The sequence below is a fragment of the Clostridium brassicae genome (assembly GCF_026738875.1).
Classification (GTDB): Bacteria; Bacillota; Clostridia; order Clostridiales; family Clostridiaceae; genus Clostridium_H; species Clostridium_H brassicae.
On sequence record NZ_JAPQFJ010000005.1, the window covers coordinates 138,910 to 157,329 of the forward strand.

Sequence of the window (18,420 nt, forward strand, 5' to 3'; positions counted from 1 at the left end):
GGGAAGTCATTTTGACTCCCCCTTCATTAACTCTTAATAATGTTATAAATTAATTATTTAATGATTTGTAACACTTATTATTATTGCTTATGTGAAAAATGTTTTTTCTTACATGGAAACTGTTTTTCAAAACTATTTAATTCCTCTTTATTTGTTTTAAAAACAGAATCCTCGTAAAACTTACCTGAAATTCTTTCAAGTGAACCTTCATATAATTCTAGTGCCATAAAATCTTCAAAATTATCTCCCCATGATGTTTGAATATTATACTTCTCAGCATTTTCAAAACCAAAGCGATGATAATAGTTTGGATTACCAAAAATTATGATTGCATTATATCCTAATGTTTTGGCAACTTTAATAGAATGTTTCATAAGTAAAGTTCCAATTCCTTTACCTTGATAAGGAGGTAATACCCCAAGAGGTCCCATGCACAGAATTTCAAACTCCTCATTATTTTCATTAATTATCTTTGCTTTTGTATAAATTATATTACCAACAATTTTTTCTTTATCACATGCAACAAAATCTAATTCCTTGATAAATGCATTTATCTTTCTGATTTTATGAACTACTAAATGTTCGTCACAACCAGGTTTATATACATCCCAAAATGCCTCTCTTGTCAAGTTTTCTACATTTCTAAAATCATTTTCATTTTCCAATCTAATTGATATATTCATTTTTAATATACTCCTTTGATATGTTATTTTTTTATTTAACCAAATTTATGGTGATAAAAGAATAACACGCAAAGTTATAATATATATTCAAATAGTATCTTAGGCGTGTTATTCAAAAACCACCCTTGATACAATGCTCTTTTTACTCATAACGAAAACACTTCCTTTTCTAAAATAATACTGTGATTATACCATATATTTCAATACCTCACAATAATATAACTTATTAACTATATGCTTTTTTATTAGGTAAAAGGGTATACATAAATCCCTGTATTTTGAATGAATTAGGTGTTTTTTCATCAAGCGTTTATAGATTTTCCAAATAAAAACTCTTACCGATATAGCTCAGATAAGAGTTGTAAATACTACAATAATATTCATAGATTTTGTTATTATAAGAGTTCTACTTTATTTATTCGATGTCTACCACAACTAATCCTCCAAACTTCCACAGTTTGGAGATAAATGGCGCTACGACCCTGGATAACGGTTTTTAACCTTCAAATGGAGTAAAAACTCCACTTGAAACCAAAAACCCTGTTTATGATACAGTACCAAAATTAGTTACCTGCATTTCCAGTAGTTCCATCCGTCGGTGCCTTTTCATTTGTATTTCCAGTTGTTTCTTCTGTTGATGTCTTTGTATCAATACTTTTATTTGCTTCGCCTGTATTTCCGGTTGTTTCTCCTGTTGTTTCTTTTTTATCTGTATCTTTAGTTGTTTCTACTGTTGGCATTTTTTTATCTGTATCTTTAGTTGTTTTTTCTGTTGGTACTTCTTTATCTGGCTCTTTAGCTTTTCCTTCTGTTGACGTTTTTTTATCTGTATCTTTAGATTTTCCTCTTGTTGGTGCTTTTACATCTGTATTTTTAGTTGTCTTACTTGTTGATGGTTTTGTTGCATCATTGGACTGATTACTAATATCCGTTTTTACACTTGGATTTTTTGTACTAGTAGGCACTCCTTTTAAACAAAATTTTAATACCCCTAAAACAATCGCAAATACAGCGATAGATGCAATAACTATCATTGTCTTTTTATTCTTACTAGTTTTATTCTCACTAGTTTTCTTATTTCTATGGATTTTACTTATATTAAATACTGGTAAGCTTCCCTTCTTTTCTATAGAATCTACCCTCTTAAAATTTTCAGGTGATCTCATTACAATAATAGGCTTATTACACAATCCATATTGATTTTCTACATACACTGTAACTGAAAATTCATCATCTTTACTTAAAAAAGGTATATGAATATCTAAAATGTCATCTTTTATTGAAGAATGAAATTTTAAACCCTTTGTCATTTTGGCATCTGCAATCCTCAAGTTACTTTGTGAACTTTGTATATTTAAAGTTAACTCATGAATTGTCTTTTTTGATAGGTTATTAACAGTAATATTATATGCATAAACCTTTTTATTATTTATTTCCATAGGCACGCCATTTCCTATACTACATAATATTCCAGGCGCTAAATTTTTAAAACGTTCTAGCAATAACCCAGATGTAATTGATATCATTATAGTTATAATTGCAGTTTTAATAATATTTACCATATTAAGTCTCGCTTCCTCACTTTTCCTGATTTACCTAATAAATTATAGAATAGATAAATATTTGTGTCAAACCTAAAAATTAATTATAATTCCACAAAAATTTAGAGATAATTATGCTCAACTACTTCAGCACCCATTTTGAGATTAGCTATATTGTTTTTGACGTTATTAATATACATTTCAAATAAAATATCAGTTTAATAAATCTCTTACTTCTTTTACACACCAAATATCTATGTTTTTTAATAATTAAAGTTTCCTCTATTTAAAATAACTCAGTTCATTATGGGTACAATAACAGAGAGGTGATTTATGTGATTAAAAAATCAGTAGTTGTATTATCTTTTTTATTTATATTTCTAAATCCAGTTTATGCTAATGCTGAAGACTTTAAATATGTTGAAATTTTTGATCCAAAGCAAAATAAGGTTGTGAAAGTAGTTCAATTAAATTCAGAAATTCAAAATATAGTTGGGAATTGGGTTAAAAATGTTCATGGTATATATGGGAAAACTGATCCTATTACTGATGATGGATATGTAGTTAAAGTACCATTTGATTCTGCTATAGAAATAAAGTGTGAAGCATTAACCACAACTATAAATGAAGTATATATACTATTTCCTGAAACTGCTCCTCCATTTTACATCATTTTTGAAAGTGCCAATAAAGCATCTTGTTACCCTTTTAATGGTGATATAGATATATTGTCAAAAATTTTAGATTTCAAACTAACTTATAAATAATCTATATACGAATCATATACCTGAAATGTACATAAAAAATATCGTATTATTAAAATTTCAATAATACGATTAATCATAAAAATACTACAAATATATTTTAGGTTCTTTTTCTTCCTTATTTTTAGCATTTAATATACGAGTTACAAGAAACTTTTTCTTATAGATAATTTCCCTGGCTTTTCTGGAGCATTTCTTAACACAGGAAAAGCAACGGATACACTGGCTTTCCTTTATTTTTAAAGTATTCTTATCGATTGCAGACATAGGACATAATTTCACGCATACACCACAATGATTACATATACTCATGTCAGCTTCAGGCGTTTTTGTAAATATCCTTGCACTATTTTTAGGTAAAATCTTGGCCATTAATGGAAGATTTCCTTCAGGTATAAACAGTGAAATTTCTTTTAGGTCATTTATTGTTTGAACTTTTTTCATTATCTTTTGTCCAAAGTCTTGAGCTTTTATTAAATCCCCATGGTTCGGTCGTCCTTCTGCTATTGGTACCTTTTTTGTTGAAAATGAATGTTCTCCTACGAAGGAAGCAGCCGCCACTACTTTAAAACCAGATTTCTCTGTTATATCTTTTAGTTCATTCAAAACTATACCTTCACCAATATTACCATAAACAGCTACAAGTACAACAAGTTTTTGGCTACTTTTTAGACTGATTAAAAAAGGGTATAGCATTTTTGGTATTCTTTCCTCATAAACAGGTACTCCAATTATCAATATATCATCATGAATAGGTGATGCATTACTAATACGTTTATTAGGCAAAGTAAGATCAATGTAGTTACAGTTATCCATATTCATCCCCTCTACAATTGCATGAAGAACTTTTTTAGTTGTACCTGTTGGGGAAAAATATATTATTGTTGCTGAGTTTATTATCATAAGTTTCCACCTTTACACTCAGTTTTAATTTCTGCATTCTATATTTAAAAATTAAGTTTTATCTTTTCTATGCTTTAGTATGTTTTACTATTGAACATTTAATAATATTCACTGAATCATTCTTTAATAAATTTTCTAATGACTTTTTATCTCCATTAAAAACATCATCTTCTACAATTGATTTTTCTTCTCCATAAGCATTAACAACTAGATTTATACTATCATAATCAATTGTTTTCTTATCTTTTAACATCATGCTAACTCCCCTAGCAAGGTTAGGAACTCCTTTAATTGTTGATCCTTTAATAAAATCTTTTTCATTATATATTGAACACTTTATGTCACTAGCAATGTTATCTATTTTGAGTACTATACGCAAACCGTTACTTTTCTCTGTCACTAAAGGATTATTTAATATCACTGATTTTTCTTTTAAAATACCATTTTCATAATGTTCAACCCAACATTTAAAATTATATTCATATGCTTTACAATCTAGATTATTAACATTAAATATATAGCAACTACTCTGTTCTGATAAATATAACTCTCTTACCTCTTTATCTGATAGTTTTATTGGCATAATTGTTTCAATAGGAGCAGCTTTAATAGTTTGAAAAATATAAGTTGATATAGCTATTATTATTAAAGCAATGCCAGTTAACTTTGAATAACCTACCTTCTTTTTCCCACTCACTTCACATTTTACACTCCATTCTTCACATTTTTATATAATTCAATAGTATCCTCATCACAATACATATTATACCATTTTAACATATCCTAAACAATTCACTAATGAAAAAGGCCCTCTCTTAGCTCTTTACTACAATTTTATTATATCTAATTCAACTTTTTACTACTATCCCTTAATTGTAATGCTTGGCTTTGTTTAGTACATAATATTTTACAACTATTTATTAAATTACATTTTATTTGTATATCTTGCTTCTATATTATACCATAAACCCCAATATTAAATTTTAAGTATCACTCAAATAAACATTACTTTTTATATCTAGTGTTATACATTCCAAATAAAATCAGATAAATTTTTTTCTTTTAAAAACAGATAAAAAACTGTAATTTTTTTAATTTAAAATTCATAATTTTTCATTAAATATTTTACAAAATATAAAAATCAAAATAAAAAATGTAATTATAAACCTTTTTTCATTTAATTTTATAATTATTAATAAAATTCAAATTTATTAATAGTGTATAATAGCCAAGTGGGCAAAATACTATAAACTTAATAGTGGAGTGATGTAATGTTCAAATTAATTTTAAGAAGAATAAAAAGCAATTTTTTTCATTATTTTTTAATATACATAGGTTATTTAGCAGCTTTGATGATAATTTCATTTGGATTTAGTTTTTTAAAATGTAGTAAAGATATGAATATTGATTACACAAATGGTAGAATAAATCATCAACAGTTAATTTCCATAAATATTAATGATTCAAATAATATAGATTATGATAAATTAACAAATATTTTAAAAAAATATTCAGAAACGACATCAATCAGAATAGACGGTTTAATTGAAGAGAAACCCGTAGGTGAATATATATTTCAAATTCCAATTCAACCAGTAATATTTAATGAAACACCAGAATGGATACCTCAAATTACCCACGGACGATATTTAAACCCAAATGAAAGTAAGTCAAAAGCTAAAATTGCTGTTATTGGTAAAGGTGTAGAACTTAATAAAATCAGTGAAAAGAACTATATTAATTTAGGCGGAGAAAAATTCAAAGTTATAGGAACCGTTGGTAAAGTGAGTAATTTTTCTAATTATCTAGGTTCTGTTTTTATCCCATTAGAATCTTTACCTGACAAAATGAAAAAAAATATAAAAACAATTAAAATATATTTATTAAAAAATAATAGTAATCCTAAATCTGAAATGAATGAAATTTTAAATGAGCTTAATAAATTTTCTAATATAAATGCCATTAAAGTTGACATAAGTAACGGCTTGAACGAATTTTATAGTACTTTAGCTATAACTATATTTGTAAGTTGTTTAATTGTATTAGTGTCAGTAAGTAATATACTTATTTTAGTATTTTATTTAATGTTAAAAAATAAAACAAATATTTTAATTAGTATTGCTTTAGGTGCAAATAGAAAAATAACTTGGAAACAAATATTTATAGAACTTATGTTAGTATCATTATGTGCTATTGTTTCTGCATTAATGCTTGGAAATTTATTAATACCGTTTGTTAAAAGCAATTTTACACATATTTTAAATATAGAAGATATACAATTAGGTTATTTTAATATAATAATAACTTCCTTAATTGCTATTATAATGAGCTTTTTAATATCAATAATAAGTGTAAAAAAGTTTTTCAAACTAAATCTTATAACAGAATTAAAAGGGGAATAATATGTTTAGATTGAGATTATTGATTAAATCTATAATAAAACAAGGCATAAAATTTAAATTAGTTTTTTTTCAATTAATTATAGTATTTATATCTTTAAATTTTGCTTTTACTTTAATAAATAAAAACTTAGAAGTAAAAAGTAATATTAATAAATTAGTTGATAAAGATAAGTCAGCGCTGCTTAGAATTTCAGTAGATTCACGAAATAAAAATCCTATAAATTCAGTTAACAATATATATGAACAAATTTCAAACAATAACCTGATCGATAAAGTCGGAAGTTATTGTATAAAGAAAGTTAAAGTTAATCAAAATGAGATAGATGCTGTCTTTTTAAATAAAGGAGCTCTTGATTTATATAATATCAATATTAGTAAAGGCACAAATAAAATTTTTAGTTACCAAAAATCTCAAGATGAAATTCCAGTTCTTATTAGTAATGATTTATCAAATAAATGGGGTTTAGGTACTATAATTACTATTGAATTATTTCAAAATAACCAACCAAAAAATTTCAAATTTAAAATTATAGGAATAACAAATAAAAATGCTGTTTTTTGGAATTCTAGGATGGGTGATAAATCATCTATCACTTCTTTAAAAAATTCCATTATCATCCCATTTGATAAACAATATTTTTATGATGAGATTGTTGATTTTACAATGAAAGCTAATCACACAGTTGTTTCAACAAAAAAAGTACAGGACTTAAATAAATTCACAACTTATTTTTCAAAAATAATTTATACTAATACAATACTTGATTATATTGAAGTTAATGAATTAATAGCTCAAATATATAATAGAAGTAAACCTTGGATTATGATGACATTAACATTTTCATTTTTATTATCTGTTTTATCATTTATAGGATTCATAGGTATCTTAATAAGTTATATTACTTTTAGAAAAAAAGAATACGGAATTAGATTTGCATTAGGATCAACAAGTAGAGAATTATCTAGATTAGTATGTGGCGAAATATCTTTGTCACTAATAATAACTAATTTTATATCTATCCTTATTCTAATTATTATAAATTATATAACAAAGATGGATTTAAATTCATTATTAATTATTAAGTCAATGATACCTTCATTTATTATTTCTTTTGTTCTAGTTTCTATAACATTTTTAATGTATAAATCTTATATATTAAAGAAAAATATTGTTGATTTAATAAGGGGGAATTGAATTTGAGTTATATACAGTTAACGGATATTGTAAAAAACTATGGAGATAAACAAGAAATTGTACATGCTTTAAATAAAGTTAATTTTAATATAGAAAAAGGCGAAATGATTGCTGTTTTAGGTACATCAGGCTCTGGAAAATCAACGCTATTAAATTTAATTGGATGCTTAGACAAATGTACTAGTGGAAAATATATATTTGATGGTAAGGATATCACAAATTATAAAGATAAAGAATTAGCTATAATAAGAAACACTAAGATGGGATTTATATTTCAAAATTTTTCTTTAATTACAGATTACAATGTTATAGAAAATGTTGAAATTCCTCTTATATATAGAAATTTGCTTTTAAACAATGGTAAAAAATTAAATAAACGAGAAATTAAAAAATTAGCATTAAAACAGTTAAAAGAAGTTGGTATAGAGGATTATGCTAATAAGAAAGTTACCGAATTGTCTGGTGGACAACAACAAAGAGTTGCAATAGCAAGGGCAATAGTTAATGAACCAGATGTAATTTTAGCAGATGAACCAACAGGTTCTTTAGACAAGAATAACAGTTTAAAGATTATTAATATGTTAAAAAATATTAATGAAACTAATAATACTACTATAATAGTGGTTACTCATGATGAGCAAATTGCTAAATTCTGCAATAGAATCATTAGGATGGAAGATGGTGTTATTCTTAACTAAATCCAATTACATACTATGTAAATAATTTGAGATATAGATAGATTTATAAATTTTAGAATACCATTAAAAAATATTACTATATATATAACACTATATACACTTACTCTTATTAAATTATTGTTATGTACTTTCTATAATACTTTTAAACCTTAACTATTAGTAATGTTACTTCTTAAATTAATATAATTTCATAACTCATTTTAAAATTAAATATGATAAATTATAACTATACAGCTTCTCCAACTATATTAAATAATATAAATTCAACAATATATTTTTATAATAAAATCCACTATAAAAAAATAAACTATTGTTTATATGATAAGTCATAAGCCCACGAAGTGGCTTATGACGCTAACATCGCCTACAGGCGGATAAATAAAAAATGGATAAGTTTTTGACCTATGCTACATTGCTACTGCTCCAGAGCATACAGGTGAAAAGCTTATCCATTTTAACTCATTATTGATTCTTTTAAGTGGAAGCGGTAACTCCCCTAATATTATTCAACTTTTATTTTAACATAAATAATTTCTATCCTTATTAATATTTATACTGGAGAAGGTTTCGGCTGGAACGATTAGGCTTTAGCCCATTATAGATTTAAAAATGCTCCCTCTAATGTCAGTTTTATTATTTTAACTGTCTACTATAAAGGGAGCATATCATTTTTGCATGGTAAGCATTTTTTTAATTACCTTATTGATTCTTTAGGAATAGAGGTGGTAACACTTCTATTCCTTATATTTAATTAATACATCATATGTTAAGGTTCAACTCACAGAAACGTCACTGAAACATACAAACAATAAATTTAAATACATCTTATGTTAAGGTTCAACGTCCCCATCCGTCAGTTTGTCTTAATCCAGTACCTTGATTTAAATACATCTTATGTTAAGGTTCAACGCTATTCGACGAGGAATATTGAGCTAATTATTACTAATTTAAATACATCCTATGTTAAGGTTCAACTATATCACTATGGGATATACTACTAAAAGATAGGAGAATTTAAATACATCCTATGTTAAGGTTCAACATTGCTTAGATTTGGTACTTGCTCTCTTGTGTACATTTAAATACATCCTATGTTAAGGTTCAACAATACGCTACATTTAGGCGATAACATCGAACTACAATTTAAATACATCCTATGTTAAGGTTCAACGAAATAATTTTATCTAAATTAATTTTTTTTAAATAATTTAAATACATCCTATGTTAAGGTTCAACGCGCTGGATTTGGAAGTAAAGTTAACTTTGTAAAAAATTTAAATACATCCTATGTTAAGGTTCAACAACCTTCTTTCATATTCTTATATTTTAGAAATTCTATTTAAATACATCCTATGTTAAGGTTCAACATATTGGTGGGAATGTGAAGAGTGTGGAAGAAGCTAATTTAAATACATCCTATGTTAAGGTTCAACGCTATATCAGAAGCGACTTATCAAGACGAAAATGTATTTAAATACATCCTATGTTAAGGTTCAACCACTGTAAATAAGCCATTCTTTAAATTTATTATATACCTAAATGCCTGTATTTTCAATGGATTAGCTGTTTTTTTACCAGCCGTTTTTGAATTTTGGCAAAAAATTATTAAAGAGCCTATAAGCTCTTTAATATCAATGGTTAGCACAGTTTATTTTTTAATTGAGGTTGGGAAAAGTAAGTTTCATTTAACCCAGTTAATCTTTTGGTTAACAGCCTTCTCAGCATCCTTTATTGCATCAGATAATGTTAAGAACCCACCTCTTACGGAAGTGACTCTTCCTTTTTCTACCATAGATTCAAATTCAACATAATAACATTCACTTTCTTTGTCATTTTCAATTTTTGGTGGATCTTCATAATCACCAGTACCATATAATACATCCCATTTAATAATCCAAAGATTACAGGTTACATTGCCAGCATAAACCCAAGTTCCTTCTATAACTTTTTCTGCATTCTCAAACATAATACTTATTCCCTTTCAGTTATAATAATTTAAGGCTTTATTTTAAAAGAGTGTAAGACTAGTTCAAACTTCCTTTAGTAACCCTAATGCTGTGTTTTAAATTGTTGCGTTCATTTATTCACTAATTATATCTTTAATTAAGGCATTTAATTTCTATATTATACCATAACCCTTATTTGTTTTAAGCTAAATATCTTTTACCTTTATTTAATAAAAATCTTATTCTGGAACAATTATATTTTATCTTATTATAACTAAAAACCGCTTACCACAGACATTTTTTCCCATGGCAAGCGGTTTTAATTACCTATTTTTATTCTTTCGATTAGATTCCAAACTTATTAATTATTTTATCTCACACATCCTACTTTTCCTTTTTTAAAGTCACTATAAGCAGTATCTAACATAATGCTAATACTTTCATAGTTCGTCCATTTATCTTCCACTTCATATATGCTATATTCTATATCAAACTCACATAAAATTAAATCTGCATAATCTCTTAAATAGTATTCATAATAACTTCTTGTAAATTCAAGCCCTTCTTGATTAAAATCATCACTCCACAGCTTTCCATCACAATTTTTAAGTAAAAATTCTACTCCTGTCATCTGATTGTTTCTTACTTTGTCCAAATCTTCCTTTGAATCTTTCTTATGAATACTTCCTTCTAAGTTATGTTTAATAATCCATGCAATATACATTCCCATATGAGTTGCCGCATATACTACTCCAGCTTCAATATGATTGCTATTTTCCCTATCCTGTTCACAATCAAAACGCTTGCAATATCCATTATAAGCATCATCAAAATGCCAATTTGCATTATCAAATTTATTTTCCATATTATTACTCCTTAATATATGTTTACATTCTATATAATTTTTAAATAACTACTTTGTTGTCTTTTAACTGTTTCAATATTTATTGTGAATACAGTTTTATATTTAAATACATCTCATGTTAAGGTTCAACATGAATATAAAACTAGATTCAAATCTAAAACAAGAATTTAAATACATCCTATGTTAAGGTTCAACTAAACAGAATAATTTTCTATTTTACTTAAATGAGATATTTAAATACATCCTATGTTAAGGTTCAACCCCACTCGGCTCTTACACATGCCCACTCGCATGTAATTTAAATACATCCTATGTTAAGGTTCAACTTCAATGAAAATGGAATGTTATATGAAATATTCCTATTTAAATACATCCTATGTTAAGGTTCAACTGCAGCTGAAGAATTAATTGTAGCTGCACTTAAATCATTTAAATACATCCTATGTTAAGGTTCAACGGAGACCTAAGAAAAGGCGTTTTAAAATTAAGTGAATTTAAATACATCCTATGTTAAGGTTCAACAGTACAATAAAAAAGACCAGACTCTCTGGTCTTAGATTTAAATACATCCTATGTTAAGGTTCAACGATGCTTTCTGGTATTTGCTCGTAGTCTGTTGGATATTTAAATACATCCTATGTTAAGGTTCAACAAACTTTGTGCTAAAATGCAGGGAAATGAGGACTAATTTAAATACATCCTATGTTAAGGTTCAACAACTTTACCTTTAAGACTTCCGAAACTGTTACTAATATTTAAATACATCCTATGTTAAGGTTCAACTGAACCACTTGGAATGTTAACACTCTCTCAAGCGAATTTAAATACATCCTATGTTAAGGTTCAACGAAGTAGAAAACGCACATAAAAAAATATATGAACTCAATTTAAATACATCCTATGTTAAGGTTCAACGACTTAAAAGAAACATTGAATTGAAATTTAAATGGATTTAAATACATCCTATGTTAAGGTTCAACGCTATGGGACAGTTAACCAAGATGATAAAACAATAATTTAAATACATCCTATGTTAAGGTTCAACTACATTTTATCGGAGGGTTAAAGAATATGAAAAAGGATTTAAATACATCCTATGTTAAGGTTCAACCACCCATTTTATTTAAAATTTCTTCCAATAATTTCATTTAAATACATCCTATGTTAAGGTTCAACCGAATCGACTTTGAGAAAGATACTCTAAAAACTTCAATTTAAATACATCCTATGTTAAGGTTCAACAAGAAACTTAAAAATAGAATTATTAAATCTCACTTATTTAAATACATCCTATGTTAAGGTTCAACTGCTGTACCACATTTCATTCTTGTAGAACCAGTGATTTAAATACATCCTATGTTAAGGTTCAACTTTTTTATATCATCCATAGCACTCTCTTCTACAAAATTTAAATACATCCTATGTTAAGGTTCAACAATATCGGGGAAGTATTTCAAGGAAACACTTTTTTAAATTTAAATACATCCTATGTTAAGGTTCAACAAAATCAGTTTTCCATGGTCCATTAGTATAAGTCTTATTTAAATACATCCTATGTTAAGGTTCAACTAACACTTTATGGATATGTAGTCAATATTTTTCGATTTAAATACATCCTATGTTAAGGTTCAACCAATTGCTTATTTTCTGCTGCATAATCATAAAATCTATTTAAATACATCCTATGTTAAGGTTCAACCACTGTAAATAAGCCATTCTTTAAATTTATTATATACCTAAACACCTGTATTTTCAATGGATTGCTTGTTTTTTTACCAGTTGTTTATGAATTTTTTGGAGGAAATTATTAAAGAGCTCGTGAGCTCTTTAATATCAACTGTTAACAGAATTTTATGTGGAATTGTGACTGGGAAAATAATCTATTGCACATATCTCCATATTAATGTCCTAATTTACTTATATTTTTAATATTTATAATATCAAGTCTTCTCCTGTAACATTTTGGTTGTTTCCTAACACTTCTTCACCATAAACATTATTATTCATTAACTTTATTATGCATATAAAATCCTCATTTTCATCTATTACTTTTTTCAAATCTTTTCTTAAAAGAATAAGATTTGATGGGGTTATTTCTCCTCTAAAAACAGACTTCTGAAAATGAGATAAATATTTTTTACATACTTTAAATACCCTATTTACCCTCTTCTCATTGACATCATAAAAAAGGAAAGCATAATTATAATTAAAATTTTTTCTCATTTACATTTTCTCCTTTAAATTAAAAGGTTTGAATTCCTTGTCTTCCAGTATAAATTTTATAAGTTTATAGCAATCCAATTTTATGGCAGTTCTATATGTTGTTTTTCTCCTAAGCTTTTCATGTATAAATACACTTTCCAACCTTTCTTCAAAAGCAGTTATGAATATTTTTCTACCTTCTTCATTTAACAAGCAATAATTAACTTTCTTATCAAAATGTTTAGGTACTTGTAGCTTTTTATGATTTACTAAATCAAATATGGTTTTAAAAACTACGACTGGCTTAAAAGCTTCACTTATATCTAAGCTTAAAGAAAATCTTCCTTCTGATGGTTCATGTAAAAAACTTATTCTTTGATCTAAATGAGTATTATATATAGCTGTTATTGTTTTTGCATATAATAATGTATTACCAAAAGAAATAAGTGCATTTATAGGATTATCAGGTGGTCTTTTCACTCTCTTATTCATAACAAAATCTTCTGGTAATATATTTTTAAATTCTCCATAAAATCTTTGCCATGTTTCTCCTTCCACCTGCATAACCTGTTTAATGTCATTACCTTTATCTAAATTAACTTTCATATCTGTCTTTATCCAATCAAGAGTCTTTTTTACTTCCTTCTTATCATGTTTATAATAATGATATAGAACCTCATATATATTCTCAGAAATAGCCCATACTATTGCTTTAGCTACTACTAATCTTTTGTTATTATAAGCCTCTACTTGCTTAACAACAATTTTTCCACTATTATAATATTCTCTTGGATAAAAAGTCCCACTATATCCTTGATAATAATTAAAAAAATGTATTATTATGTTGTTTTGTGCTAAAAAATCTAAAAGTTTACTATTTATACTTACCTCTGACATACAGTAAATTTCTCTTGTATTCTCTACTGGTATATACACATTCTTATTGTTTTTTCTAAAACATAAAGAATTGTCCTTTCTTGTTAATTCTCCCATAGACGTTATATATCTAGTGCTTCCCATAACTTCCTCCTAAATATAACAGTATTCAAAATATGCACATTTTTTACATTTAGATTCATTTATAACCTGTGGTGCATTTTCTTCTAAAAGCAAATTTTCTATATCTTTCTTTATTTTTTCTAATTCTTCTAAGTTTTTATCATTCAATTCAATAATAATAGTACTTTTACTTTTATTCTTTTCTACAAATTCTAACTTTCCTTTTCTCTCTATTCCCTTGTCTTTTAATACTTTTAAGTATAGTAACACTTGCCATTTAGCAGCTTCTATATCTGAATCAGATTTTTTTACTTCTGTTAAATATTCTTTTGTAAGCTTGTCTATTTTTATATTGTCAATACTTATCTCAGTTTGTTTACTTTTCTCACTTTTAACTTCATGAATAGCTTTTCCTATCTTTACATCTTGGCTATTATCTTCAAGATTAATTCTATTTCCATGAAGCCAGCACTGCCTTTTACAGTGAAAATAATAGTTTATCAATGTGCCATTTACTTTCATAATTCCTCCTTATATGAAATCTCCAATACCTTTATTAAAATTTTCTCTGTTAAATTTGCCATTTTCAAAATATTTTTCTCCATCTTCAATATAATATAAATCACCTATTCTATCTTCATAGGAAAAGTCATTTTTATTAACCTTATATATAAAATAGTTTAATTTTGATTTTACTTCAGATAGCCTAACCTTCTGTTCTGCATAGTCTAAGCTACTACCTTTTAATAAACTAATATAATCATTCCAAACCTTTTCTCCATCTAATATTTCACCATTCTCTAATTTTAACGTTCTATTTAAAAATGCACTGTACTCATAACGCTCGTCTATAAGCTTCATTCTTTCTTCAATCTGTTTGAAATTTAATTTATTTATACTATTTTTAATAAAATCATTAAAATTTTTATCAGTTAAATTACTAGCATGTTTGTTTAGTTCTTTAAGTACATAATCATAAAAATCCTGAAAATTTTTGTTTATAAGTATATCTCTTATATCTTTAGATTTTAAATTTATGTTTTTTTCTTTCCTAATATCATTTTTGTATATATTAGAAGCGGCATCTAAATCAAAAAAGTATACTTTACATTGTAGCTTCTTACAGGAACGATTAATTCTTCCTAAAAATTGTTCCTCCGAATCTAACATAGATATATCTTTATATCCTATATCCATATCAATATCTACTCCAGCTTCTATGACCTGAGTAGCTACTAAAATAATGTTTTTATTATTTTTGATTTTGTTTATAATAATATTTCTTTCTATACTATTATCATCTCCTGTCATAAGCTCTATTTGCTTTTCTTTATCACCTTTTGATAGTTCACTTCTACATTCTATTAAATCCTTAAAAAATTTTGTTGCAGTATCCTTTTTTATAAATTCAATTAGTATGTTACCTTCTATTTTTTTTGAAGTTTTAATAACATGCTTTAATAGCTGCTCTTTAACATTTCCCTCTACTTCTAATAATGAAAAATCTGGAACTACTCTATTTTTAAATATTGGATTTTTAAAATATTTCTCTCTATCTCCTATTAAAGTTACAGTTTCAATATCTCCATCTATAAGCTTATTTAGGTTTGGCAATGTAGCAGACATTATTATAAATTTTATATTTAAAAGTTCTGAATAATATTTTAAAAATGTTATTATCTCCTTCCAAATACTATTTCTATAACTTTGTATTTCATCTAAAACCACAACACTATTTGCCATTTGTGCTAAAGGAAATAGATTGTCCTTTGAAGTTCCAAAAAGATAATTGAATATACTTATATGAGTTGTTAAAACTATGGGATAATGTAAGAATTGCCTATCAAGAAGAGCTTCTTCATAATTTATAACATCACTGTCTTCATTTTCATCTGCATCTTTTTTTCTTCTTTCCTTTATAACTTTACCTTTTGTTTTTATTGGCACTACTGAATTTATTACTGCTATATCCTTCATAACACTACTGCTTTCAAATATATTTTCCATAGTCTTTATGTTTTGTTCTACTAAAGTATTAAATGGGTATACATAAAATATTTTATTTATATCCTTACATTTCTCTATTATCCTAAAACTTAAATTTAAACTTACATTGCTTTTTCCACTTCCTGTAGGTGCTTCTAAATAGAATATATTGTTATCTAGATTTTCTAAAAAACTATTTTCTGCATCAAGAAACATTTCATTTCTCAATATATTAATATTCTTTATATTACTAAAATCATTGGTCTTACAGTAACTTTCTTTTTCATATTGTCTTATACTTTTATAAACTTCTGTATTTTTAAATACATCATAAAATTTGTTTATATCATCTATTTCTCCTAACTCTTTTATTTCTGATTGATTTTTAAAATGAGAAGTAGAATAATAATCACAAGCTAAAAGAAGTGAACTTAGAAATCTTTCATAAATATAAAAGCATATAGAAATTTCTTTATTCTCTTCTTCCTTTCTCGCTAAACTCTTTTCGACAACATTAAATATTCTCATTAATAACTTATTTTCTTTATTAAATATTATTTGTTCTTTATATACTTCATTAAATATAGATAACTGATCCGTATATAGCCGTTTCCCTTCTCCATCATCATCTAGCAATTTTTCCTTAAATTCATCAAAACTATCTAAAGCTCCATGATGTTTGGATATTATATACGCATTCAACAGCATAAATATGGTTAAATCTTCCCTATCTTCCTTTACATCATGCCCCTCTATCTCATTAAAGTAATGATTTAAATAAATCAAAGAAGATAACATAGAATGATTTGTGTTGTTAACGCTCAACCCTTTCGCATTTTTAAATTCATTATTGCCCATTTTTACATATTGAAAGTTACAATTTATCTTGCCTAAATCATGCATATATATAGTATTCAATAACATTTCTCTATAAAAATTTTTCCCTTTTAAACTAAGTTCATTTACCAATCCGTTTTCAAAATTTAAAAATACATTATCTAGTTTTTTACTCTCAATAATTTTATATAAATACTCTACTGCTAAATCAATGTGTTCTTTCAATCTTTCTTTTCTTTCATTAAGAATATGAGCATATATTTTATTACTGTTTGCTATAAATTTATCTAAATCAACCTTTTCTATATTAAAAAAATACATTTACTGCCTCCTAAAACAACATTTTAAACTCCAATCAAAGTTTTATTACAGTTAAAAATCGGAAATTCCTATCCAAAATCGTATCGCCACTTATCTCAGCCATATTATTTCTTAGAGTATTAGTGGCGATAGACATAATATAAACAGAATTCTTAGGAATTTTGTTTCTTAGAAGTCGTTATCCAGAGTCGTAACATTCTTTACTCTCACTTAAAAGAAGTGAGAGTATTAGAATAACTAAACATCGAATAAAATCATTTATATGCCAATTAAACTATGTTTTATTTAATAAGAAAATTTTTTATTCAACTATTAAAAGAAAAATATTAAACCTTCATTACACTTATATAACAAAGCATCTTTTAAACATTTCAATTGTGAATTAGTATATATAAAAGTTTCTAAATTATATTTATTAGTTGTTTCTTCTAATGATATTGGCAGCATTTCCTGATATTTATATATAGGAACATATTCCCCGCTGCCAAATATATCATCTTTAAATTCAACAAATTCAAAATAATCTTTTATAAACAAACTATCCATTTTATTTACATTATCTGCTTTTTCAACGTCCTCAATAATTTCAATGTCTGTAATATTGGCTAAATGATCATTTTTACCTAAATAAGGTATATACTCAAAACTCAAATTCATCAATCTATCTGACAATTCTTTTTCAACTTCTCCTTGAATAAGAATATATATATCCCATTTAGGTTCTTCTAACCATTGTTCTTTAACTATAAGGTTGCCCCCTTGTTCTTTTGAGGCATAACCAACTGAATTATTAAATACTTGAACTTTCTTTGGAATGTATCCCTTATCATTTTGAGGAACTATTCCTATCTTAATATCTTTAAGTTTTTCATAAAACTCAGGATATGCTCCTTTTTTACCATTTCCTTTTCTATTAAACTCTTGCTCATTGTATCCCCCATATCCACTTACAGCTCCCAAGATTCCTAGTAAAGCTATTTTATGAATATTACCATAAGTGAAATAGTAGTAAGTATTAACATCTGGTTTTTTAAAAAAAGCAGTCTTACCACTTAATGTAAATTTTAAAGCATTCATT

15 protein-coding genes and 2 CRISPR repeat arrays are annotated in these 18,420 nt (G+C 26.2%); of the genes, 4 read left to right on the forward strand and 11 right to left on the reverse strand.

The genetic code is table 11. The features are described from left to right. Window positions 1-80 precede the first annotated feature (80 nt). Both OW729_RS06965 and OW729_RS06970 read right to left on the reverse strand, forming a co-directional pair. Window positions 81-683 carry a GNAT family N-acetyltransferase gene (locus OW729_RS06965; protein WP_268060756.1) on the reverse strand — a complete coding sequence of 201 codons (603 nt, stop codon included), beginning with the start codon at window positions 681-683 and terminating at the stop codon, window positions 81-83. A gap of 563 nt (window positions 684-1,246) precedes the next feature. Further along, window positions 1,247-2,245: a hypothetical protein gene (locus OW729_RS06970; RefSeq protein WP_268060757.1), complete on the reverse strand. Its 999-nt coding sequence runs from the start codon at window positions 2,243-2,245 to the stop codon at window positions 1,247-1,249. Between the two features lie 314 nt (window positions 2,246-2,559). On the opposite strand from OW729_RS06970, the gene OW729_RS06975 reads away from it, so the two are divergent. After that, complete coding sequence (locus OW729_RS06975; protein WP_268060758.1) at window positions 2,560-2,991, forward strand: hypothetical protein; 432 nt, start codon at window positions 2,560-2,562, stop codon at window positions 2,989-2,991. 84 nt (window positions 2,992-3,075) lie between these two features. Here the strand turns inward: OW729_RS06975 and OW729_RS06980 are convergent, their stop codons facing one another. Together OW729_RS06980 and OW729_RS06985 are read right to left on the reverse strand one after the other, a co-directional pair. Beyond that, entirely contained in the window at window positions 3,076-3,891 is an 816-nt protein-coding gene (locus OW729_RS06980) for an EFR1 family ferrodoxin (protein WP_268060759.1), read from the reverse strand. A 67-nt stretch (window positions 3,892-3,958) separates the two neighbouring features. Continuing rightward, complete coding sequence (locus OW729_RS06985) at window positions 3,959-4,588, reverse strand: hypothetical protein (RefSeq protein ID WP_268060760.1); 630 nt, start codon at window positions 4,586-4,588, stop codon at window positions 3,959-3,961. A 574-nt stretch (window positions 4,589-5,162) separates the two neighbouring features. On the opposite strand from OW729_RS06985, the gene OW729_RS06990 reads away from it, so the two are divergent. From OW729_RS06990 to OW729_RS07000, 3 genes are read left to right on the forward strand one after another with little or no spacing between them, the layout of a single operon-like run. Further along, the gene (locus tag OW729_RS06990; RefSeq protein WP_268060761.1) at window positions 5,163-6,293 is read left to right on the forward strand and encodes an ABC transporter permease; all 1,131 of its coding nucleotides are present in this window, start codon (window positions 5,163-5,165) and stop codon (window positions 6,291-6,293) included. 1 nt (window position 6,294) lies between these two features. Beyond that, entirely contained in the window at window positions 6,295-7,488 is a 1,194-nt protein-coding gene (locus tag OW729_RS06995; protein ID WP_268060762.1) for an FtsX-like permease family protein, read from the forward strand. Window positions 7,489-7,490: 2 nt separating this feature from the next. Continuing rightward, window positions 7,491-8,186 (forward strand): ABC transporter ATP-binding protein, encoded by a 696-nt coding sequence (locus tag OW729_RS07000; protein WP_268060763.1) that lies wholly within the window; start codon window positions 7,491-7,493, stop codon window positions 8,184-8,186. Window positions 8,187-8,934: 748 nt separating this feature from the next. Further along, window positions 8,935-9,684: a CRISPR direct-repeat array (repeat unit 30 nt; unit sequence ATTTAAATACATCCTATGTTAAGGTTCAAC). Window positions 9,685-9,867: 183 nt separating this feature from the next. Here OW729_RS07000 and OW729_RS07005 read toward each other — a convergent pair. From OW729_RS07005 to cas5b, 7 genes are all read right to left on the reverse strand, one after another. Then, on the reverse strand, window positions 9,868-10,152 hold the full coding sequence (locus tag OW729_RS07005) for a hypothetical protein (protein WP_268060764.1): 285 nt from the start codon (window positions 10,150-10,152) through the stop codon (window positions 9,868-9,870). Window positions 10,153-10,502: 350 nt separating this feature from the next. Continuing rightward, window positions 10,503-10,997 carry a DUF7832 domain-containing protein gene (locus OW729_RS07010; protein ID WP_268060765.1) on the reverse strand — a complete coding sequence of 165 codons (495 nt, stop codon included), beginning with the start codon at window positions 10,995-10,997 and terminating at the stop codon, window positions 10,503-10,505. Between the two features lie 100 nt (window positions 10,998-11,097). Beyond that, window positions 11,098-12,696: direct repeats of the CRISPR family, unit length 30 nt; unit sequence ATTTAAATACATCCTATGTTAAGGTTCAAC. Between the two features lie 233 nt (window positions 12,697-12,929). Then, window positions 12,930-13,220: a CRISPR-associated endonuclease Cas2 gene (gene cas2, locus OW729_RS07015; protein ID WP_268060766.1), complete on the reverse strand. Its 291-nt coding sequence runs from the start codon at window positions 13,218-13,220 to the stop codon at window positions 12,930-12,932. After that, the gene (gene cas1b, locus OW729_RS07020; protein ID WP_268060767.1) at window positions 13,221-14,219 is read right to left on the reverse strand and encodes a type I-B CRISPR-associated endonuclease Cas1b; all 999 of its coding nucleotides are present in this window, start codon (window positions 14,217-14,219) and stop codon (window positions 13,221-13,223) included. Between the two features lie 9 nt (window positions 14,220-14,228). After that, a complete protein-coding gene (gene cas4, locus OW729_RS07025) occupies window positions 14,229-14,720 on the reverse strand; it encodes a CRISPR-associated protein Cas4 (RefSeq protein ID WP_268060768.1) in 492 nt (163 codons plus the stop codon). 9 nt (window positions 14,721-14,729) lie between these two features. Further along, on the reverse strand, window positions 14,730-17,342 hold the full coding sequence (cas3, locus tag OW729_RS07030; RefSeq protein ID WP_268060769.1) for a CRISPR-associated helicase Cas3': 2,613 nt from the start codon (window positions 17,340-17,342) through the stop codon (window positions 14,730-14,732). A 312-nt stretch (window positions 17,343-17,654) separates the two neighbouring features. Further along, window positions 17,655-18,419, reverse strand: a complete 765-nt coding sequence (gene cas5b, locus OW729_RS07035) for a type I-B CRISPR-associated protein Cas5b (RefSeq protein ID WP_268060770.1) — start codon at window positions 18,417-18,419, stop codon at window positions 17,655-17,657. Window position 18,420: the final 1 nt, after the last annotated feature.

Bases quoted from the DNA above. Each gene is read 5' to 3' on its own strand.
- cas3 (WP_268060769.1), bottom strand. From the start codon at position 17,342: ATGTATTTTTTTAATATAGAAAAGGTTGATTTAGATAAATTTATAGCA.
- cas4 (WP_268060768.1), bottom strand. From the start codon at position 14,720: ATGAAAGTAAATGGCACATTGATAAACTATTATTTTCACTGTAAAAGG.
- OW729_RS06995 (WP_268060762.1), top strand. From the start codon at position 6,295: ATGTTTAGATTGAGATTATTGATTAAATCTATAATAAAACAAGGCATA.
- OW729_RS06990 (WP_268060761.1), top strand. From the start codon at position 5,163: ATGTTCAAATTAATTTTAAGAAGAATAAAAAGCAATTTTTTTCATTAT.
- cas1b (WP_268060767.1), bottom strand. From the start codon at position 14,219: ATGGGAAGCACTAGATATATAACGTCTATGGGAGAATTAACAAGAAAG.
- OW729_RS06980 (WP_268060759.1), bottom strand. From the start codon at position 3,891: ATGATAATAAACTCAGCAACAATAATATATTTTTCCCCAACAGGTACA.
- cas5b (WP_268060770.1), bottom strand. From the start codon at position 18,419: ATGAATGCTTTAAAATTTACATTAAGTGGTAAGACTGCTTTTTTTAAA.
- OW729_RS06970 (WP_268060757.1), bottom strand. From the start codon at position 2,245: ATGGTAAATATTATTAAAACTGCAATTATAACTATAATGATATCAATT.
- cas2 (WP_268060766.1), bottom strand. From the start codon at position 13,220: ATGAGAAAAAATTTTAATTATAATTATGCTTTCCTTTTTTATGATGTC.
- OW729_RS07005 (WP_268060764.1), bottom strand. From the start codon at position 10,152: ATGTTTGAGAATGCAGAAAAAGTTATAGAAGGAACTTGGGTTTATGCT.
- OW729_RS07010 (WP_268060765.1), bottom strand. From the start codon at position 10,997: ATGGAAAATAAATTTGATAATGCAAATTGGCATTTTGATGATGCTTAT.
- OW729_RS06965 (WP_268060756.1), bottom strand. From the start codon at position 683: ATGAATATATCAATTAGATTGGAAAATGAAAATGATTTTAGAAATGTA.